Source organism: Nostoc sp. PCC 7107, assembly GCF_000316625.1.
Lineage (GTDB): Bacteria > Cyanobacteriota > Cyanobacteriia > Cyanobacteriales > Nostocaceae > Nostoc_B.
Genome location: NC_019676.1, coordinates 4,372,032 through 4,392,057 on the forward strand (window position 1 = coordinate 4,372,032; position 20,026 = coordinate 4,392,057).

The 20,026-nt window shown below is 39.3% G+C and carries 19 protein-coding genes; 12 read left to right on the plus strand and 7 right to left on the minus strand.

Annotated features, from left to right (window positions below; all coding sequences use genetic code 11):
• Positions 1–4: 4 nt before the first annotated feature.
• The 7 genes from NOS7107_RS18735 (at position 5) to NOS7107_RS18770 (ending at position 6,877) form a co-directional block, all read left to right on the plus strand.
• The gene (locus tag NOS7107_RS18735; protein ID WP_015114517.1) at positions 5–304 is read left to right on the plus strand and encodes a helix-turn-helix domain-containing protein; all 300 of its coding nucleotides are present in this window, start codon (positions 5–7) and stop codon (positions 302–304) included.
• Positions 304–723 carry a type II toxin-antitoxin system VapC family toxin gene (locus tag NOS7107_RS18740; protein WP_015114518.1) on the plus strand — a complete coding sequence of 140 codons (420 nt, stop codon included), beginning with the start codon at positions 304–306 and terminating at the stop codon, positions 721–723. The genes NOS7107_RS18735 and NOS7107_RS18740 overlap by 1 nt, the downstream gene beginning before the upstream one ends.
• Positions 724–736: 13 nt before the next feature.
• The gene (locus NOS7107_RS18745) at positions 737–1,558 is read left to right on the plus strand and encodes an aminotransferase class IV (protein ID WP_044500968.1); all 822 of its coding nucleotides are present in this window, start codon (positions 737–739) and stop codon (positions 1,556–1,558) included.
• Between the two features lie 78 nt (positions 1,559–1,636).
• A complete protein-coding gene (ftsH3, locus tag NOS7107_RS18750) occupies positions 1,637–3,475 on the plus strand; it encodes an ATP-dependent zinc metalloprotease FtsH3 (RefSeq protein WP_015114520.1) in 1,839 nt (612 codons plus the stop codon).
• A 252-nt stretch (positions 3,476–3,727) separates the two neighbouring features.
• Entirely contained in the window at positions 3,728–4,765 is a 1,038-nt protein-coding gene (locus NOS7107_RS18755; RefSeq protein WP_015114521.1) for a WD40 repeat domain-containing protein, read from the plus strand.
• 300 nt (positions 4,766–5,065) lie between these two features.
• Positions 5,066–5,859, plus strand: a protein-coding gene (locus NOS7107_RS27990) for an IS5 family transposase (RefSeq protein WP_085999800.1) whose coding sequence is annotated in 2 segments (ribosomal slippage) — positions 5,066–5,405 and positions 5,405–5,859 — 795 coding nt in all. Because the reading frame shifts where the segments join, the coding sequence is not laid out codon by codon here.
• A gap of 28 nt (positions 5,860–5,887) precedes the next feature.
• Positions 5,888–6,877: a zinc ABC transporter substrate-binding protein gene (locus NOS7107_RS18770; protein WP_015114522.1), complete on the plus strand. Its 990-nt coding sequence runs from the start codon at positions 5,888–5,890 to the stop codon at positions 6,875–6,877.
• 57 nt (positions 6,878–6,934) lie between these two features.
• Here the strand turns inward: NOS7107_RS18770 and NOS7107_RS18775 are convergent, their stop codons facing one another.
• Together NOS7107_RS18775 and NOS7107_RS18780 are read right to left on the minus strand one after the other, a co-directional pair.
• Positions 6,935–7,681, minus strand: coding sequence for a WD40 repeat domain-containing protein (locus tag NOS7107_RS18775; protein ID WP_015114523.1), 747 nt, complete (start codon positions 7,679–7,681; stop codon positions 6,935–6,937).
• A gap of 227 nt (positions 7,682–7,908) precedes the next feature.
• On the minus strand, positions 7,909–8,439 hold the full coding sequence (locus NOS7107_RS18780; protein WP_015114525.1) for a GrpB family protein: 531 nt from the start codon (positions 8,437–8,439) through the stop codon (positions 7,909–7,911).
• A 140-nt stretch (positions 8,440–8,579) separates the two neighbouring features.
• Between NOS7107_RS18780 and NOS7107_RS18785 the strand changes: the two genes are divergently transcribed.
• The 5 genes from NOS7107_RS18785 (at position 8,580) to NOS7107_RS18805 (ending at position 13,825) form a co-directional block, all read left to right on the plus strand.
• Positions 8,580–9,248: a response regulator transcription factor gene (locus NOS7107_RS18785; RefSeq protein ID WP_015114526.1), complete on the plus strand. Its 669-nt coding sequence runs from the start codon at positions 8,580–8,582 to the stop codon at positions 9,246–9,248.
• A gap of 251 nt (positions 9,249–9,499) precedes the next feature.
• Positions 9,500–9,862 carry a response regulator transcription factor gene (locus NOS7107_RS18790; RefSeq protein WP_015114527.1) on the plus strand — a complete coding sequence of 121 codons (363 nt, stop codon included), beginning with the start codon at positions 9,500–9,502 and terminating at the stop codon, positions 9,860–9,862.
• Positions 9,863–10,077: 215 nt separating this feature from the next.
• Positions 10,078–11,622 (plus strand): cell wall metabolism sensor histidine kinase WalK, encoded by a 1,545-nt coding sequence (locus NOS7107_RS18795; protein WP_015114528.1) that lies wholly within the window; start codon positions 10,078–10,080, stop codon positions 11,620–11,622.
• A gap of 105 nt (positions 11,623–11,727) precedes the next feature.
• The gene (locus NOS7107_RS18800; RefSeq protein ID WP_015114529.1) at positions 11,728–12,186 is read left to right on the plus strand and encodes a PepSY-like domain-containing protein; all 459 of its coding nucleotides are present in this window, start codon (positions 11,728–11,730) and stop codon (positions 12,184–12,186) included.
• A 100-nt stretch (positions 12,187–12,286) separates the two neighbouring features.
• Entirely contained in the window at positions 12,287–13,825 is a 1,539-nt protein-coding gene (locus NOS7107_RS18805; protein ID WP_015114530.1) for an iron uptake porin, read from the plus strand.
• Here NOS7107_RS18805 and NOS7107_RS18810 read toward each other — a convergent pair.
• From NOS7107_RS18810 to NOS7107_RS18830, 5 genes are all read right to left on the minus strand, one after another.
• Positions 13,822–14,187, minus strand: coding sequence for a response regulator transcription factor (locus NOS7107_RS18810; RefSeq protein WP_015114531.1), 366 nt, complete (start codon positions 14,185–14,187; stop codon positions 13,822–13,824). The two genes, NOS7107_RS18805 and NOS7107_RS18810, sit on opposite strands and share 4 nt — an antisense overlap.
• Before the next feature lie 149 nt (positions 14,188–14,336).
• The gene (locus tag NOS7107_RS18815) at positions 14,337–15,599 is read right to left on the minus strand and encodes a glycerate kinase (RefSeq protein WP_015114532.1); all 1,263 of its coding nucleotides are present in this window, start codon (positions 15,597–15,599) and stop codon (positions 14,337–14,339) included.
• Between the two features lie 70 nt (positions 15,600–15,669).
• Positions 15,670–17,133: an SLC13 family permease gene (locus NOS7107_RS18820; protein WP_015114533.1), complete on the minus strand. Its 1,464-nt coding sequence runs from the start codon at positions 17,131–17,133 to the stop codon at positions 15,670–15,672.
• Positions 17,134–17,814: 681 nt separating this feature from the next.
• Positions 17,815–18,312: a DUF427 domain-containing protein gene (locus tag NOS7107_RS18825; RefSeq protein ID WP_044500972.1), complete on the minus strand. Its 498-nt coding sequence runs from the start codon at positions 18,310–18,312 to the stop codon at positions 17,815–17,817.
• Positions 18,313–18,397: 85 nt separating this feature from the next.
• Positions 18,398–19,981, minus strand: a complete 1,584-nt coding sequence (locus tag NOS7107_RS18830) for an HlyD family efflux transporter periplasmic adaptor subunit (RefSeq protein ID WP_015114535.1) — start codon at positions 19,979–19,981, stop codon at positions 18,398–18,400.
• Positions 19,982–20,026 lie beyond the last annotated feature (45 nt).

Sequence of the window (20,026 nt, forward strand, 5' to 3'; positions counted from 1 at the left end):
GGTTATGGAACAATTAACACTACCGGATATTCTCACCCTTGAAGAAACCTCTGCATATCTACGACTACCCATTGAAACAGTTGTGCATCAAGCTACTTTGGGTAATATTCCAGGGCGTAAAATTGAAGATGACTGGAGATTTTTAAAGGTGGCGATTGATGACTGGTTACGTTATCAAAGTAGTCGAGCGATTCTTCTGCAACAAGCAGGAAGTTTAGCAGATGATGATTCAATAGCAGAATTGAGAAACACTATTTATCAAGCAAGGGGACGCTCAGAAGTTGATGCGGAGTCTGAAAGTTGATGTATTTGCTTGATACTGACACACTCACATATCTTTATGCTGGAAATGCTAATGTGGTTGAGCGATTAAGGTCTGTAAATGATCCCGAAGTTGGCATTACCATTATTACGAAAGCAGAAGTTTTGCGTGGCAGGATTGAATATCTTTTAAAAGCCAATTCAGGATTAGATTTACTCAAGGCGCAATCTCTTCTATTTCGTACAGAAGAACTACTCAGCCAACTTTTGATTGTACCCGTAAGTCAAGCCGCATCAGAACAGTTTGAGCGTTTACGTATCATCCCGAAATTCCGAAAAATAGGACGAGCCGATTTATTGATTGCTAGTATTGCCCTCTCTAATCAAGCTACGTTAGTAACAAGAAACCTTCGCCATTTTAGACAGATTCCTGGTGTACAAGTAGTAAATTGGGTTGACTAGAGTGGGTAAACCTATTTATTGGTACAACGGCAAATTGATTGAAGCTCAAACCCTGGAATTAGATATTAATGATCCGGGGTTGCTTTATGGTGCGACGGTATTTACTACGCTGCGGGTTTATGAGAATTCCCTCGACAGTAGTTTAACTAACTGGCAAGCTCACTGCGATCGCCTGAAGTTGAGTTTACAAGTTTTTGCTTGGCAACAACCAGATTGGCAGCAAATATATCAAGGTGCAGAAATTCTCATCCAACATTTCCCTGTTCTCAGAATTACCTTATTTCCTGATGGTAGGGAATGGATAATTGGCAGAAATTTACCAGCAGATTTATTAGAAAAACAACAAAATGGGGTGAAATGCGCCACTGCACAACCAGAATTTTCTCGCAACTTGCCTTCTCATAAAACAGGTAATTATTTAAGTGCGTGGTTAGCGAAAAATAGTGTACAAGCTTTAGCCGCCGAGGAAGCGATTTTAGTTGATGGGTTGGGGAATTGGCTAGAAACGAGTACTGGTAACCTTTGGGGATGGCGAGATGGTGATTGGTGGACACCGCCCGAATATGTAGGGATTTTACCCGGAATTAGGCGATCGCAAATTATCCAATGGCTGGAAAATCAACAGATACAAGTGCGACAGGAGGCTTGGACACCTGAGTTAGTCACCGAATTTGAAGCGATCGCCTACACTAATAGTGTGGTAGAAATTATCCCTATTCATACCGTTGAGCAAGCTTCAGGGTCGCTACAATATAATCCCCACCATCTCAATTTTCAGCAAATCAGGAGGCTTTTTAGCATGACAACCGTACCATTCTGGTATACCTTAAAATAAGTTAACATAATTCTTAATAATGCCCTCTCATACAGAGACGCTCCGCGAAAGCACAGAATATACAGGAGATAGACCTTAGTGAATAAAAGATGGAGAAATGCGGGGCTGTACACGCTACTGTTTATTGTTGTCATTGCTCTGGGAACAGCATTCTTTGACAAACAACCACAAAATACACAAACATGGCGTTACAGTCAATTTATTCAAGAAGTGAACAACGGTGGAGTTGCACAAGTTAGGCTGAGTGCAGATCGTTCCACAGCCCTTGTCAAGTCTAAGGATGGAACTCAGATTAAGGTGACGTTAGTTAACGACCCCGACTTGATCAACACTCTCACCTCAAAAAACGTTGATTTTTCCGTTTTACCTCAAACCGACGAAGGCTTTTGGTTTAAAGCACTGAGCAGCTTATTTTTCCCTGTACTACTTTTAGTTGGTTTATTTTTCTTACTCCGCCGCGCTCAAAGTGGACCCGGTAGCCAAGCCATGAACTTTGGTAAATCCAAAGCCAGAGTGCAAATGGAACCCCAAACCCAGGTAACATTTGGTGATGTTGCTGGGATTGACCAAGCCAAGCTCGAATTAAACGAAGTTGTAGACTTTCTGAAAAACGCCGATCGCTTTACCGCAGTCGGTGCAAAAATTCCTAAAGGAGTATTATTAGTTGGGCCTCCAGGTACGGGTAAAACCTTACTGGCTCGTGCTGTAGCTGGGGAAGCTGGTGTACCTTTCTTCTCAATCTCTGGTTCAGAATTTGTGGAAATGTTTGTGGGTGTGGGTGCTTCCCGTGTCCGTGATTTATTTGAACAAGCTAAATCTAACGCTCCCTGTATTGTCTTCATCGATGAAATTGATGCAGTTGGTCGTCAACGGGGTGCTGGTTTAGGCGGTGGTAACGATGAACGGGAACAAACCCTCAACCAGTTACTCACCGAAATGGATGGTTTTGAAGGTAACACTGGGATTATTATTATCGCTGCTACCAACCGTCCCGACGTATTAGACGCAGCGCTATTACGTCCTGGTCGCTTTGACCGTCAAGTTGTTGTAGACCGTCCCGACTACGCCGGACGTAGCGAAATTCTCAAAGTTCACGCCCGTGGTAAAACCTTAGCCAAAGATGTGGACTTGGATAAAATCGCCCGTCGTACCCCTGGTTTCACGGGCGCAGATTTATCTAACCTGTTGAATGAAGCGGCAATTTTGGCAGCCCGTCGCAACTTAACCGAAATTTCGATGGACGAAATTAATGATGCCATCGATCGCGTGTTAGCTGGCCCAGAAAAGAAAGACCGAGTAATGAGCGAAAAACGCAAGACCTTGGTAGCTTATCACGAAGCTGGTCACGCCTTAGTTGGTGCATTGATGCCCGACTATGACCCAGTACAAAAGATTAGTATCATTCCTCGCGGTCGTGCAGGTGGTTTAACTTGGTTCACCCCCAGCGAAGACCGGATGGATACTGGTTTATACAGCCGCGCCTATCTAGAAAATCAGATGGCTGTGGCATTAGGTGGTCGTTTAGCTGAAGAAATCATCTTTGGTGAAGAAGAAGTTACCACAGGTGCTTCTAACGACCTACAGCAAGTAGCACGTGTAGCCCGTCAGATGATCACCCGATTTGGGATGAGCGATCGCTTGGGGCCTGTTGCGCTGGGTCGTCAACAAGGTAATATGTTCCTCGGACGCGATATCATGTCAGAGCGCGACTTCTCAGAAGAAACCGCTGCGGCCATTGACGAAGAAGTCCGTAAACTAGTGGATACAGCCTACATCCGCGCTAAAGAAGTGTTAGTCAACAACCGCCACGTTTTAGATCAAATAGCACAAATGCTGGTTGATAAAGAAACAGTAGATGCCGAAGAATTGCAAGAAATATTGGCCAATAATGATGTAAAAACAGCCGCCTTTGCTTAATCAACAGCGGTAATAATCTAAAATCTGTATTTGGGGTAGTTCTGAAAAAGAATTGCCCCATTTCTCTTAAAATTGCTGAGTCACCGAGGTTTGCCCGGAGGGAAACCACGCCACTTGCTACTCTGCGAGAAGCCGGGCAACCCGTCCAACGCAATGACTTCTCCTCGCAACTTCTCGCTGAGTTGAGATTTGGATAAAATTAACCGCAGATGTATACGCGATAGCGGCTTCCCGGAGGGTACGCAGATAAAAATGAACTTGACAACTAACCAATCCTCAGAATTTGCCATATATGATTCAGGGATGCTGTCAGATTATGTCACAGCATTAGCTTGGTCTCCTGAAGGTGAAATTCTCGCTGCTACTTCTGCGGCTGGCGAGGTGGTGCTATGGAATGATGGCAATGTAGTAGAACTAAAAAGTAGTAATGGTAAATCAGTAGACTGTGTGGCTTTTTCGGCTGATGGCAAATTTTTAGCTGTTGGCGGACAAGATGGACAAGTTAAAATTTGGCAAGAAAATGAACTCATCGCCACGTTAGAAAATACACCCGCCTGGGTTGACAAGTTGGCTTGGAATCATACTAGTAACCAACTAGCTTTTAGTTTGGGGCGTTACGTGCAAGTGTGGGATGCAGATCAGCGCGAGATAGTCGTCACCTTAAATTTTGATAACTCCTCGGTTTTAGGTATAGATTGGCGCAGCGATGGAAAGTATTTAGCCATTGCTGGTTATCAAGGAGTCAAGATTTGGGAGAGTCAAAACTGGGATGAAGAACCATTCTTTCTGACTATGCCAACTGTAAGTGTAGCTATGGGTTGGTCGCCAGATAGCAAATATTTGGCTTCGGGTAATATGGATCGCAGCGTCACTGTGTTGGACTGGAACAACCCTGACCCTTGGATTATGCGAGGCTTTCCTGGTAAGATTCGTCAGTTGGCTTGGTCGGAAGCTACTACAGAACTAGGTGCGCCCATACTGGCTTCTTCCAGTGTTGAAGGCATTGTCGTCTGGGAAAAGTTAGAGGATGAATCTCTGGGTTGGGAAGCGCGAGTGTTAACTAATCATGTAGATGTGATTAATGCGATCGCTTTTGCACCCCACAGCTTTTTATTAGCCTCCGCCGGCGCTGATGGTTTATTGTGTTTGTGGTCAGCAGCAGCACAAGTATCACAAATTCTCACGGGTGTTAGCGCCGGGTTCTCCACCTTAGCTTGGCATCCCCAATGTCAATTTCTCGCCGCAGGTGGTGAACAAGGCGAGTTAATTATCTGGTCAAAAGATGTATAAAATTCCCTCATCTTTTTGTTGAACAATTTTTAATTGATCCTTTTTTAAACGCAAAGTAGCGCTGAGGTAAACGCAGGGTACACAGAGTTTGTGTATCTGTTTTGCTATGAACTTATGCAATCTGATACTTAGTCCTGAATATCTAACATTTCACTGTTATTGATTAATAATGATGATCGTTATATTCAGTCTAGTTACTAGGAATTAAGAGGCTATTTATAAAGTAAATCTAAAAGCGAAAAGAAAAGAGTTATGACAACGATAAGATACATTAAACGTAGTGTATTTACATAGTTAGGTATGGCGCGAAAGTCTTACCCCACAGACTTAACAGATATGGAGTGGGAAATCCTAGCCCCCTTGATTCCACCAGCGAAAGAAGGAGGACACCCGCGCACAACTGATATGCGGGAGGTATGCAACGCTATCTACTATCACCTGAAGACAGGATGCCAATGGAATATGCTTCCGGGAGACTTCCCGCCCAGCTCAACTGTATACAACTACTACCGCAAATGGCAGCGCAAAGGGGTATGGGAAAAATTAAACCATTCATTACGCGGTCAGGTTCGCTTAAAATTAGGTAAATCAACACAACCCAGCGCCCTCGCCGCAGACAGTCAGTCAGTTAAAACTGACCAAAAAAGGGGGATGTGTACGGTTTTGATGGCGGTAAAAAGGTAAAAGGGCGAAAGCGACAGACTTTGGTTGATAGCCTGGGATTATTGTTGAAAGTGGTTGTAAGTGAAGCAAATGCCCCAGAGCGAGTGCTTGCTGCCTATGCTTTGATGGAATTGTTAGAGGAGCGTCCTGAATTACTTGAGAAAGTTGAAGTTTTATGGGTTGATTCCGGTTATGACGGTGATAAGTTTGCTCTTTGTGTTTGGTTGATGATCCAAGCTCATGTTGAAGTCATACGGCGTACCGAGTCAGAATTTCAGGTTTTACCGAAACGTTGGGTAGTCGAAAGAACATTTGGGTGGTTTAACCAATATCATCGTCTCAGCAAAGATTATGAGCGCCTACCCGAAATGAGTGAAGCTGCTATATATGCTGTTATGACTCGGATTATGTTGCGTCGTCTTGTCGTCTAAAGATTTACTTTATAAATAGTCTCTAATTATGCTAAACAAATTACTATTTAGTCATTCCTTACGCATTGCTTTTATTACCTTATTGATTGGATTGGCTGGTTGTTCAAGACAAGCCACTAATACTTCATTTACTCAAACCACAACAGTAGATGAAAATCTTCCTAAAGTTGTCGCTACAACCAGCATATTATGTGACTTAATTAAACAAGTTGCAGAAAATACAGTGAATATCGCCTGTTTAATTCCTCCAGGTACTGACCCCCATAACTATCAACCAAACACAGCAGACCGTGAAACTATTGACCAAGCGAATTTGATTTTTTACAATGGCTACAATTTTGAACCGAGTTTGATCAGAATTATTAAATCAACTAGCAATACTGCACCCAAAATAGCTGTAAGTCAGTTAGCAGTTCCTAAACCACAAAGATTTATTGAAGATAGACAAAGAGTTATAGACCCCCATATTTGGCACAATGCTAAATATGGTATCAAAATGGTGGAAGTAATCAGCAATAATCTGAAGAAATTAGAGCCTGATAATGCAGGAATTTATAACAGTAATACCAAACGGATTAAAAGTGAACTAACTCAGTTAGATAGTTGGATAAAAACCAAAATAGCTACTATTCCTCGTGAGAAACGTAAATTAGTTACAACCCATAATGCACTGGCTTATTATACTAAAGCATATAATATTCCATTAGCAGGAGTTTTAGCTGGTATTAACCCAAATGACAAACCAACAGATGGACAGATCAACAATTTAGTTAATGAAATCCAGCAAGCTAAAGTACCAACTATTTTTGCTGAAACATATATTAATCCTAAATTAATTAAATCAGTAGCACAAGCAGCAGAAGTCAAAGTTTCTGAACGAGGGCTTTATACTGATAGTCTTGGAGATACCAATAGTGATGCTAATAGTTATCAAAAAATGTTGGAGGCAAATACCCGTACAATTGTAGAAGGTTTAGGAGGAACTTATTTAATATTTCAACCAAAAACTAGTAATTAGTAGGATTTAATAAGTTGCTGGTTTATGTGTTTTGGTATCAGCATTTCAGCATAACTATTAGTCCGGTTTCCATACCTCGATAGTTTGCTGATTTTGAGCATTTCTAGCAAAACCTACTAATATTTGACTATCATTACTCATTGCTAGATCAATAATGTGATTTTTTTCCTTAAGTGTTCCTACATTTTTGCCAGTCTTCACATCCCAAATTTGAATTAAGCCATCGCTACCTGAACTAAATAAGGTTTGATTATCAAAGTTGAATATCACATTCCCGACATGATTAAGATGCTTATGGAACTGAACATTTTTAAATTTATCAACTCTTTGAATTTGTTCTCCTGTCTCAAAATTCCAAATTTTAATACCATCATCGCCACTTCCCGCTACTAATTTTCCATCTTGACTAAAAGAAAGTTTGCGTACTGCGATCGCACCTTGATTATCTAATACAAGTAGTTCTTTTCCTGTAATTAAATCCCAGACCTTGATTTTGCCATCAAAGCCATCTTCGCCAACCACGGTTTTACTATTTGGGCTAATAACCCACATTACAGTATATGTTCCAAGATATCTGCGAATTTTCTTACCACTTTGTAAATTCCAAATTATCTTACCAGCACTTCCTTGAGTAAGTAAAATTTCACTGTCAGAACTAATGTTTATATAGAATGTCCAACCGCTACTTCTAAATATACGGATTCGTTTTCCAGTTGCTAAATCCCAAGTTTGGAGAATATGTCCACCAGTCAATAGAGTTTTTCCATTTGGAGTGATTGCTACAGCATCAAGACTTTTTGTCAAAATAATAGGTTTGGAAGATTCAGTTAGCCAAGAGTTTATGATAAGTCAAGTTTGGATATCCCAAACTTGAATTTTGAAATCTTCACTTTGATAAGTTACTAATATTTTTCCATCATAGCTTAGGGCTTTTGAAGCAAAATTTGAGTTTAGGTAAAAAGTGGATTGATGTTTAAAAAAATTGGGTCTATATTCCATCAAATTGCCACCTTGGTAAAGATTTATATCTGCTAACCATGTTTATTTTGCTGCAATTCTCGCCAGATCAAAGCTTTTTGTTCCATCTCTTTGATAAAACTATCTTTGCCATCCATGTAGCCATTTATATCGTTAGGGTACTGCTTGGCTAATTGACGCTTCAATTCACTATATTTTTGTGCCGCTTCAGGATGAGCAATCATGTAATCACGAAATGCCAAATGTCTAATTATTTCCGGCGAATTCACCCCAAAAGTGTGAACATTATGTGTTCTGATATTTTCCTTCTCTTTGCGAAAGTAACGACGGCCTGGGATGCCAAACTCACCCATGACTTCATAGCCTAATGCTTCCATCACTGAACTTTGCTCATCTACCTTGGTGATATCTTTGACTTCTATCAAAAAATCAATAATTGGTTTGGCATAGATATTGGGAATTGACGTACTACCAATATGATGAATAGTAACTACATTCTCGCCAAACGCCAGCGCAATCTGCTTAGATTCATTTTCAAATTGACTACGCCAGTTAGGATTATGGGGTACAACTTCTACCTTCATAGCTATTTGAAATGCCCAGAATATAGAGTATCTTCTAAAAGAATAGGAAATTCAGCAATGTTTACCAAAAAATACCATTGGGAACAGGTAGTACATTTACAGATGTCTTACCTTTAGAACCCAAAAAATAGGTGCATCGGATGAATCGAATTCTTATTGCTGAGGATGAACCCAGAATAGCGGCGTTTATTGAGAAAGGATTGCGTTCTCACGGTTTTACAACCTCTGTAGCGGTTGATGCACACTCAGCTACGGAAATGGCGTTAGGTAGTGCTTTTGACTTGATGATTTTAGATTTAGGGCTTCCAGGTAAAGACGGCTTAGATGTTTTGGAAGAATTACGCGGACAAGGTGAAAATTTTCCTGTAATTATTTTGACTGCGCGTGATGACATTCAAGATAAAGTTGCAGGATTTGAAGCAGGTGCAGATGACTATATTACTAAGCCTTTTCGATTTGAAGAATTGTTAGTACGGGTAAAGGCGAGATTGCGTAACAGTGTTAGCAGCCAAGCTAGTGATGAGATGGTACTGAAGATTGGCAATATAATTTTGGATTTGCGATCGCGTAAAGTAAAAGTTGGTAACAAAACACTAGAACTACCAGCACGGGAATTTACCCTCGCCGAAACCTTCTTTCGCCATCCTGGCCAAGTTTTGAGTCGTGAACAATTGTTAGATAGGGTATGGGGTTACGACTATGATCCAGGTTCTAATATTGTTGATGTTTATGTTGGTTACTTGCGTAAAAAATTAGGCAATAACCTGATTGAAACTGTTCGAGGTATGGGTTATCGTTTGCGAACATGAGAATTTTCTCATCAAATTTTCATCTTTTTCTTATCTTAGAGAAATACGATAATCAAAAGGTGAATTATGAACTTGCAAGTTTGATATTTATAGTAATCAGCTAATGATGGTCAGAATGCGACAGGCAACATTTCTACTAGTAGTTCATCTGTCGCATTCTTTTTTGATTAGTAAAAATTAATAGATAAACAAGTCTGGTTTTTATTCCCTGACTTTATGAGTAGTTGATAAACCAAACAGAATTTTTATCAATGAATAAAATATTAATAGCAGAAGATGAAGTACGTATAGCTACTTTTATAGAAAAAGGTCTACGTAAAAATGGTTTTTTAACGGCAGTTGCATCGGATGGAAAACAGGCATTACAAATGGCTTCCAATAAAGAGTTTACATTATTATTGCTTGACTTAGGCCTACCAATAAAAGATGGGTGGTCTGTTTTACAAGAACTGCGTAGCCAAGATAAAGTATTACCAATCATTCTCTTAACTGCAATGAATGATGAGCGTCATTGTACAATTGCGTTTAATTTAGGTGCTAATGCTTATGTAAATAAGCCATTTCGATTTAGTGATTTATTAGAGAAAATTAACCTATATCTAGAAAATACATAACTAGAAATCATCAAAAATACTGCAATAATGTATAGAGTAGATATTCTAAACAGATGTGAAGTATTTTAAACCAGAACTTACGCAAAAATTCCCAAGAAGTTTAATTTATTAAACCGCCAAGTCGCTTTTGTGCAGAGTCTCATAGAGAATAATACCAAGAAATCGTAGAGTCTGCGTAAGTCCTATAAACATGAAAAATTTATTTTTTCCTAAAAATGCGGAGAAATCAAAATCAACAAGCAAAAGAAAGCTGCTTAAAGTACATTAAAAGTTTGTTTTGGGCTACACGCACCCAGATTTTTTTTTGGTATTTTCTCATTTTATGCTTTATTTTTATTTTTTTTGTGCCAGTATTTCGTTATTTTTTATATGCCCAAGTTGAGAGGCGTGTTCATAAAGAAATTAACGAAAAAATGGATATTTTTCTCGAATTAGTTAACGGGAATCCTAAATTATTTGATTATCTGGAAAATGGCGAACAAGACGATACAATTAATCTACTTAAGGAGGCAGATAATCGCTTAATTAAACCGCCAAAATCGTTAGAAGAGTTAAAAGATTTTTTTGATGCTTTTTTGGTAAATCAAATTCCCGAAGACGACACATTTTTAATTGCTTTAACAGAAGAAAAATTTTACAAATCCAGCCCTAGAGGTAGACCAAAAGAACTGAGCAGAGACTCATCACTCATGCGATATTGGTCAAAATTAACTCAACCAGAGGAAGGAGAAAGGAGGCTTCCTGGTAGTAGTGTGGAAAATATTATTTATCTTGCTCAACCTGTAAAAATTCAGGGTGAAATTATAGGGGTGTTTGTAATTGCACATACTACGGCTGGGGAACACGGAGAAGTAGTAGAAGCTATCAGAGTTATTATCCCTGTGAGTGCAGGAATTTTAGTTTTAGCTTTAGTTTTAGCTTGGTTCGCTTCAGGCAAAATTCTTGCACCTTTACGCTTGCTAACTCAAACTGTGCGTAATATTAGCGAATCAGATTTAAATCAGCGCCTCTCTATCCCTGGGGAGGGTGAACTTGCAGAACTAGCAGCTACTTTTAATGAAATGATGGATAGGCTACAAGCTGCTTTCATCAGCCAGCGAGACTTCATTAACGATGCTGGCCATGAATTACGCACGCCTATTACAATTATTCGTGGTCATTTAGAATTGATGGGTGATGACCCGCAAGAAATCCAAGAAACTCTAGCGTTAGTAATGGATGAGCTAGAACGGATGAACCGATTTGTGAATGACTTAAGTTTACTAGCAAAGGCGGAACGTCCTGATTTTTTGTATTTAGAAACAGTCGATATTAGCGCCCTCACCGAAGAATTATTTGTGAAAGTTCAAGCTTTAGGCGATCGCAACTGGCAACTGAAGACTACTGCTAAAGGTAGAATTGTTGCAGATCGCCAGCGTTTGACTCAGGCTGTAATGAATTTAGTGCAAAATGCTACTCAGCATACAAAAACTACTGATACAATCACCCTGGGTTCAGCTATTAATCGAGGTAAACTTAGGTTTTGGGTAAGTGACACTGGCGAAGGTATTGCACAAGTTGATCAACAAAGAATTTTCCAGCGTTTTGCGCGTGCTGCAAATAGTCGTCGTCGTTCCGAAGGAGCCGGGTTAGGATTATCGATAGTTCAAGTCATTGTAGAGGCTCACGGTGGACAAGTTACTCTTGAAAGTAAATTGGGAACAGGAGCCACATTCACAATTACATTACCTTTAGAAACACCTCAAGATAAAAATCTTTAAAAGACCTATTAATAAAGCAAAAATAAGATTTCTCTGAATGTCTGAGTTGGGTTAAACTGCGTTAAAAGCTACGGCAATTAACAGCATTTAGCTTGACATGATTTTATGTACATACAAAAAATTATATTTGGCACTTTTAGTACTTGGCTCATTTTATTTCTCCCGGCCTGCAATGGTTCACAAACTCAAAACAACCTGATAAAAGTACCTGAGATTGTAGACGCAGCATTTACAGAAAAATATTCTCATATTCCTCGTGTTTGGGAAAAGACTCACTACGGTTATGAGGCGACTTATATTCAAAATAATATCAAATATGAAGCTGAGTTTTCCGATACAGGTGAATGGTTGGAAACTGAATACTATGTCACCTCAAAAGAATTTCCTGATATTGTATTAAAACGCATCCAAGAAGAATATCCTAACTTTAAAATTACAAAATATGAAATTGAAATTACACCTGAAGGTAACTTCTATGAGGTGGATATTACTGATGGAGAAATTGAATATGAGTTATATTTTGATGGAGACGGTAATAGGCAATTAGATTTATATGAAGACTAATATTTAATCATGAGAACTTTCTCATATTTTGCTACATATTTTGATGCTAATTTATTATGTATACTCCACTACATATTTATAATTAATCATTGCATTGAAAATGCCTAGTTTGTATCAAAATATCATTTTTACATCGAACTTTATATTCGCTACATCACTAGTTGCTATACCAACATTTGCCTTAGAAAATCAGCCAGAGAATCTTCCATCAGACATTTCACAATTAACATCAGTTTCTCAACTTTCTGACATTCAACCTACAGATTGGGCATTTCTAGCTTTACAATCACTGATAGAAAGATACGGTTGTATTGCTGGTTATTCTAATGGTACATTTCGTGGGAATCGCGCTATGTCACGCCATGAGTTTGCAGCGAGTTTAAATACTTGTTTGGCAAAACTTCAAGAACTAACTACTACAACAAAAGATAGCTTAATAACTAAACAAGATTTAGATTTAATTCAAAAAATCCAATCAGAATTTTCCATAGAATTAGCAACTATCAGCAATCGGGTAGATGCTGTAGAAAATCAAACTGCTGAGTTAGCAGCAAATCAATTTGCTACTACAATAAAACTAGAAGCGGAAGCAATCATGACTGTTGCTAGTGTTTTTGGTGAAAATATTGCTGATAATAATCTTGCATTTGCTCAACGGGTGCGCTTAAATTTTGTCACTAGCTTTACGGGAAAAGATGAATTAAACCTCCGCTTAGAGTCAGGGAATATTCCAGAATTTGATGAAAATATTACTGGAACAGGAATGACTCGTTTAGGATTTGATGAAGATACAGGTAACAATGTTGGTCTAGATGAAGTATATTATGCTTTTCCCATCGGTGATAGAATTAAAACCACACTAGCGATCGCCGAACTGGAATTAAACGATATTGCAGAACCAATCAATCCTTTAGCCAGTAGTGGGAGTGGCGCAGTTTCGCGCTTTGGTAGATATAACCCGATTGTCCGCGGTATGGATGGAACAGGATTAGGGCTAAACTATCAACTCAATCAAAACACTAATCTTGGCTTTGCTTACATGACTAATGATGCAGCATTAGCAACAGCAAAAAATAATTTATTTAATGGTAACTTTGCTGCATTAGGACATTTGAATTATCAACCAGTTGCAAATTTAGGCATTGCTTTTACCTATATTCATGCTTACTATGCAGGCGGTGGAGAAAGCGGCGTAAATTTGACAGGTAGTACGGGTAGTTTAACAGCACGTAGTCCTTTTGGTAATGTTGCAACTACAGCAAATTCCTTTGGTTTAGAAACTAGCTGGCGAATCAATCCAAAATTTATTGTTTCTGGTTGGGTTGGTTATACAAAAGCAGAGTCACCAGTCACCAGTGATGATGCTGATATTTTAAATTATGCGGTGAGTTTAGCATTTCCTGATTTGGGAAGTGAAGGTAATTTAGCTGGTTTAGTTATCGGAATGCCACCAAAAGTTATAAGTAGTAGTTTAGTTGCTGATAGGGATACTTCCTTACATATAGAAGGGTTTTATCGCTTGCGGGTGACAGACAATATTTCCATTACACCGGGAGTTTTTCTCATTACAAATCCGGAACATAACACCAATAACGAAGGTCTTTTTGTAGGTACTATCCGCACCACCTGGAAATTTTAATTATTTTTAGATAAGTGAGTGCGGATGCTGTTTAATAAATCAGTAAATTTAAATGGTTTGCTGATATAAGGAAAAGTTTTATTTGCCGATTGCGGGATTTGTTTTAGTACATCATGATTGGCGCTAACTATAATTGTCGGAATTAGCATATTGTGAGCGCGAAGTTCAGTTAATACAGTTAAACCATCCTTCACAGGTAAGTTAACATCTAACAGCAACAAGTCAAACTTAGCTGTAGTCAACATTTCTAAAGCTTGTTCTCCATTATTAGCGATCGCAGTATTAAAGCCATTTTTACGCAAGCCTTTCTCAATAAAAGCCGCAATGCGAATTTCATCATCAACAATCAAAATATTCTGCATAACTATTCCTAAAATCTAGACATTCAAAAATCCCCAAAACAACCTGATAAATAGTAGATTTTGGGGAAAATTTTAATTAACTCTAGCTATAAACTAACGTAGAAGTTTCGAGAGGAGTTGTTTAGATCCGTCGAACTCACGTTAAATTACTAACCTCTATTTTTATAGCCAGAACTGACTAAATAACTTTCTGCAACGCTTCTTTCTCTTCGCCCTCTCTGGTTCGATTTTTCCTTACCTTGACGTAAATCTTGATAGCGCCTAATTTGCTTACCAACTAACAACAACCGCGCAACTTGTTCAGCCGCATTAGTTAACAAAGTTGCAGTTTGCGAAATCGCCTCATGCAATTGACAGGGATGGGTCAAAATACTATTGAAATAATCAATCCCTTGCTGAAAATTAATTTCTGCACCCTCGCCAATCGTACCCACCAATGCAATCACTGGTAATTGATAACGCTTGGCACGTTTAGCAACTTCAGCCGGAATTTTCCCCCGTGAGGTTTGAAAATCAATGCAACCTTCCGCCGTAATGACTAAATCAGCTTGAGGAATCAAACTATCTAATTCTAAATAGTCCATGACAATATCGTAGCGTGGGTGTAATTTAGCGCCAATTAACGCTTGTAAACCAGTACCCAAACCACCAGAAGCACCACTACCCGGCATTTCTCGCATATCAATACCTAAATCTGCTTGGATAACCGCGGCGTAGTGTTCTAATGCTAAAGCCATTTTTTCTACTGTTTCTGGGGATGCGCCTTTTTGCGGGCCGAAAACTCTCGCCACACCCTTCTCACCACACAAAAGATTATGCCAATTGCAAGCTACATCAATCTGAACTTGATTTAAACGAGAGTCTTTTTGTGAGAAATCAAGGCGTTTAAGTTTAATTAATTCACTGCAACCTAAACCTAACTCATTGCCATTTTCATCTAGCAACTTCACACCCAAAGCTTGCGCCATTCCCGCACCACCATCGTTAGTGCCAGAATCACCGCAACCCACTAAAATACGTTCAGCACCCGCATCTAAAGCCGCTTTAATTAACTCACCTACCCCGTAGGTTGTAGTAATCATCGGATTTCGCATATTCGTAGGTACAAGCCGCAAACCAGCCGCCGCCGCCATTTCCAACACAGCTGTCTTTTTAGTAGTTCCACCCAAAAAGCCAAAGTGAGATTGTACCTTTTGTCCCACGGGGCCAGTTACTTCCAAGTGATGCAAAGTACCACCTGTGGCTGCTACTAGAGTTTTGGTAAAGCCTTCACCACCATCTACTAAAGGTGCTTTGCAAATATTTACATCAGATAAAACCCTGGTGATACCTGTAGCAATACAATCAGCTACTTGTTCCGCGTCAAGACTTTCTTTAAATCCAGAAGGAGCGATTAAAATGTTTAGTGTCATTATTAATTTCCTGCGGCAATCCAGCCGCTTTTTTTGTCGTTAAATTGGAAAATGCACAGATGGGTAAAAATTACAGAGATAACCCTACCCAACGCCACCAGGTAAAGTAAAACAACAGAATTAAAGCAAAGTGAATCACAATCATCACTGAACTTAGGCGGAGTAAATCTGTTGGCTTAAAGCCTTCGTCTGCATCTTGGTAAACCATCAGTGCTTTAGAACTGACAGGCAAGGTGAGACAATAGTCCATACCTAAAGTGCTGAGAAACAACACAGCGACAGGATTGATATTTAAACTACTAGCAAGGTAAAGCAGCGGCGGAACTAAAGCCGCGGCTCTAGCGGTGTGAGAAGTCATATATATGTGGGAAGTTAGAGAAATAATTGTAATGAGTAGGAGAATCAAAAAATGGGATTTGGCGCTGTTGATGTTACTAAATTGAAAAATATTATTAATCAACCATCCCGAAGCGCCAGAACTGATTAACGCCCGTCCTAACACTAAAGTTGCACCAACAAAAATAATCAGATTCCAAGAAACAGCCTTGACTGCATCTTTCCATTTAATAACGCCAAAATTAGGCGCGGTGAGAATCATTGCACCAATGACTGTGACGGTAGCAATTTCTAAACCATGCCATTGTTCAGTTATCCAAAGTGCCAACATTAACAAAACAATCAACAATGTTTTGCGTTCTGGTGCAGATAAAGGCGCTGATTGCAAATATTCCACATTTAGTTTTTGTTGCAAGCGTTTTTTATCTAAAAATAGCCGCATAATTACCCAGCAAGAGGCGTAACTAGCAACAACTCCAAAAGGTAAGCCGTAAAGTAACCACTGACTAAAAGAAATACTTCTACCGGAAATTTCTTGTAATAAATCTTGGGCGACTAAATGTGAACCGGCTCCAGTTAATGAAACAATCGTAGATACAAGAATAATAGTTGGCATTAACAATGCTAGAGCGCGACGAGTCCGTTCATCTTCCGTAGCGTGGGCGACGCTACGAAAAATTGGATGGGTAACAGCAGCGCGTCCAGAAGTAGAGGGAATTAAAAATGACAGAGGAATTAAAACTGTAGTTAACAGCCAAAATAAACTGCTGACATTGTGCGCCTTCGCCGCAACTATTTGAGTCAGCCGTGTGGCTAAACCAGTTTGCTTAACTGCGCCACCTAAAATAAATGCACCTATCATTAACCAGACAACATCCGAACCCAAAGACTCAAAAAATTGTTCTTGAGAAATGCTTCCAGTCAACAGCAGCAACAGCACCGAAACCATCGCCACATAACCAGCATTAATTGAGGTGGTTGACCACAAAATTACTGCGAGGAGAAATACAAATATTGTCAACCGTCCCTGTGGAGATAAACCATTCAGTAAAAATACTACGACTCCAGAGAGAGAAGTTAAAAATAATGCTAGAAGGGATCTGAACTGCCAACGGGTTGAAGTCTGAAAAAATGCCCCTAATCTTTTTATCAATGTATTTATAGAAATATCCTTGTATTTATCTACAGATAGTTTCATTGGTTTGTTTTTACTTTCCTTTACTCAGCCAAGCTTGATTATGGATGTGCCTCCTGACTGTAAGTACAGCCTCTATGATTTGTGTTTAACTTGGACTTAATCTAAATTTAATTAGACCTTGATGAGAAGATAATTAAGATAGTGTGAGAAAAGTCTCATGAAACAATCAGCAGTTGACTAACGTCAGAAATCTGATATTCATCTGCATCCAGATCCCCGACTGCTCAAAAAATCGGGTATCTAGGCAAAAGTAAAGTTTAGTATCAAAGCCTATTCTGTTTATTTAGCTGTGATAAATTAATAATTGAAGTTGAAAAGCTTCCCTGGCAGATTAACAGCCAATGTGCAAATTAGTTAAGAGGTAAAAACGCTGTTTGATTTCAATCTGTCTCGTCCTAACAACAACACCCAACTCGAACACTAATATTTCCTCTGCTTGGTAAACTGAGGCGTTGTAACTGATGATTGAAGATATATCAGTAACAGCCTAAAGTAAGTGATGAATGTGAGGAAATCGCTAAGTGAGTAGATGCTTGGGTGTTGTTGTTTTAAGTATTGATAGTAGGAAGAAGGTGATAGGTGACAGGTGACAGCATTTTGATTATTTCAACTCAGCACTCACACTTCGACTACTTCGGCTGCGCTCAGTACAAGTTCGCTCAGTGTACAGCACTCAGAAACTCACCATCCCCAAGTACCTGGCCCGCCTTTAAATGGCCCGACAATATCACTTGTAACCCAACCACCATAAAAGTTTCCTGGTTGTGGTTGAACTTTTTCACCATCTACATAGCAAGCATCCATGAGATGACAATAGAAAGCGACATGATCTTGAATGGATGCAAAAGCTGATGTCGGGCTGGGGTAATACCAAGCAGCGTTTTGGGCTTCTTTATCCTCAACACGGATGGTGTAATAACCTGCGCGTCCTTTCCACTCGCAAAAACTCGATTGGGGTACTGATACCAAATATTCCATTTTGATATCTTCAGGGGGGATGTAGTAAGAAGGCGGATGGCTGGTTTCTAAAACACGTTTGGCGTTGTGGGTATCTGCAATGGTTACGCCATTAAAAATTATCTGGATATGTTTGTTGGTAGGTTCTAAGCGAGGCGGACGGGGATAATCCCATACTGATTCTTGTCCGGGCGCAGGTTCGATGCGTTGAGGGGAAAACATACAAATAGGTAAAAATAAATATGCGATCGCCTCCACTTTAACGTAAATGCGATCGCCTATCACCCAACACTCAAAAATGGTAGATTTAGCGGACTTCTTTCAAACTGTCAATTTGTTTGGTAAACATCTCCGTAAACAGACTCATCACTGTTCTTTCTTCCCGCACCTTCACATTGGCTGTGATTGACATCCCTGATTGCAATGGTAGTTGTTTACCGTTGAAATTTAGTGCTTGTTTATCTAAAGATATTTTGGCTGGAAAACGATAAAATTTATGCGTTTCATCCGGTGGTAAAGCATCAGAACCAATCGAAATTAACTCTCCTTTGATATCACCAAATTCGCTGAAAGGAAAGGAATCAATTCTCACATCAGCCTTCATTCCTTCCCGCACAAAACCAATATCTTGATTAGTAATGAATACCTCAGCAATATAGTTATCGTTCGGGACTATTTGCAGAAGTTTTTGTGTAGCGTTAGCTACAAAGCCAGGGTTTTTAACTTGCGAATCGAAAACTACACCGCTGACTGGGGCGCGTAGTTCCTGATATCTGAGATTGAGTTGAGCTTGCGAAAGTTTGCTGCTAATATCGGCCAAACGCTGTTCATTTTCCAGGACAATTTTGATAAACTGGCTATCGATATCTGCGATTCTTTGTTTATTTTCTGAAATTTTTTCTAAAACATTTTTACCAGAAACAGCAACAGTATTAGTTAATTCTTGCCGCCCTTTTTCTATGTCATATTTGAGACGTTTTTCTTCTTCTTGTAATTGGGCGACTTCTGCTTGCAGTGTTTGGACTTGTTGTTGTTGATTGAGATATTGTAGCTGAGAAATACCACCTTGTTCAGCTAGGGTTTTTAGTTTAGCGAAAATCTGCTGTTGAATAGCTAAACTAGATTGTGTATCTGCGATTTTAACTTGATTTTGGGTAAGTTGTTTTTTAGTTTTTTCAACTTCTAATTGGGCTGCATTCGCACGAGTCGCTAATTCTAATTTAGATACTCGCAAACGTTGTTGTTCATCGACTCCCAGTCCTTGAGTGTTTGTGGAATTTCTTAATTCTTTCCGCAACAATTCATTTTCGCCGACTAATGCTGCGCGACTTTTCAATAAAAAGACTGCATCTGTGGGTAATCTACTCCTTAAAAATTCCAGTTCTGAGCCGACAGTATAGCTAGAAGTCATTAAACGGCGATAAATTTGGTTTTCCCTAATCAGGCTATTACGAACTTGAATTAATGAATTAAATTCTGCTAAAGTTGCCACAGTTTCAAAGGTCAGTAGTAACTCTCCTTTGTTAACTGTTTGTCCGTCTTTGACATAGATTTCTTTGACTACGCCATTGACTGGCGCTTGCACATCTTTGACGGTTCCTTGGGGTTTTAATTGACCTGTAGCAGGTACAACTTGTTCAATCTTGGCAAAATAAGCCCAAACAATGCCAAAACAAGCTAATACTATTAAGGTCAACATAATTGTACGTGACCAAATTGGAGATTGACGCAATACAACAGATTGCTCAAAGTTATCAAATTTTTGATTAATTAAAGGCTGTGGCGAAACTTTATCTGCCGATGTTAATAAAGGTGATTCTGTTGTCGTTTCTGAATGATGTTTACCGTTACCATTATTGCCATTGAGACGATTACCATTTACTTGAGTCATAGTAGTTTTACCCTTAATGAATAATGAGTGATTAAACCTTGAGCA

What these genes read in the sequence shown, in the direction of transcription:
- NOS7107_RS18825 (WP_044500972.1), bottom strand. Translation starts at nt 18,312, where the DNA reads ATGTTTTCCCCTCAACGCATCGAACCTGCGCCCGGACAAGAATCAGTA.
- NOS7107_RS18780 (WP_015114525.1), bottom strand. Translation starts at nt 8,439, where the DNA reads ATGAAGGTAGAAGTTGTACCCCATAATCCTAACTGGCGTAGTCAATTT.
- NOS7107_RS18755 (WP_015114521.1), top strand. Translation starts at nt 3,728, where the DNA reads ATGAACTTGACAACTAACCAATCCTCAGAATTTGCCATATATGATTCA.
- NOS7107_RS18820 (WP_015114533.1), bottom strand. Translation starts at nt 17,133, where the DNA reads ATGAAACTATCTGTAGATAAATACAAGGATATTTCTATAAATACATTG.
- NOS7107_RS18810 (WP_015114531.1), bottom strand. Translation starts at nt 14,187, where the DNA reads ATGCAGAATATTTTGATTGTTGATGATGAAATTCGCATTGCGGCTTTT.
- NOS7107_RS18795 (WP_015114528.1), top strand. Translation starts at nt 10,078, where the DNA reads ATGCGGAGAAATCAAAATCAACAAGCAAAAGAAAGCTGCTTAAAGTAC.
- NOS7107_RS18735 (WP_015114517.1), top strand. Translation starts at nt 5, where the DNA reads ATGGAACAATTAACACTACCGGATATTCTCACCCTTGAAGAAACCTCT.
- NOS7107_RS18785 (WP_015114526.1), top strand. Translation starts at nt 8,580, where the DNA reads ATGAATCGAATTCTTATTGCTGAGGATGAACCCAGAATAGCGGCGTTT.
- NOS7107_RS18815 (WP_015114532.1), bottom strand. Translation starts at nt 15,599, where the DNA reads ATGACACTAAACATTTTAATCGCTCCTTCTGGATTTAAAGAAAGTCTT.
- NOS7107_RS18800 (WP_015114529.1), top strand. Translation starts at nt 11,728, where the DNA reads ATGTACATACAAAAAATTATATTTGGCACTTTTAGTACTTGGCTCATT.
- NOS7107_RS18740 (WP_015114518.1), top strand. Translation starts at nt 304, where the DNA reads ATGTATTTGCTTGATACTGACACACTCACATATCTTTATGCTGGAAAT.
- NOS7107_RS18770 (WP_015114522.1), top strand. Translation starts at nt 5,888, where the DNA reads ATGCTAAACAAATTACTATTTAGTCATTCCTTACGCATTGCTTTTATT.
- NOS7107_RS18830 (WP_015114535.1), bottom strand. Translation starts at nt 19,981, where the DNA reads ATGACTCAAGTAAATGGTAATCGTCTCAATGGCAATAATGGTAACGGT.
- NOS7107_RS18805 (WP_015114530.1), top strand. Translation starts at nt 12,287, where the DNA reads ATGCCTAGTTTGTATCAAAATATCATTTTTACATCGAACTTTATATTC.
- NOS7107_RS18790 (WP_015114527.1), top strand. Translation starts at nt 9,500, where the DNA reads ATGAATAAAATATTAATAGCAGAAGATGAAGTACGTATAGCTACTTTT.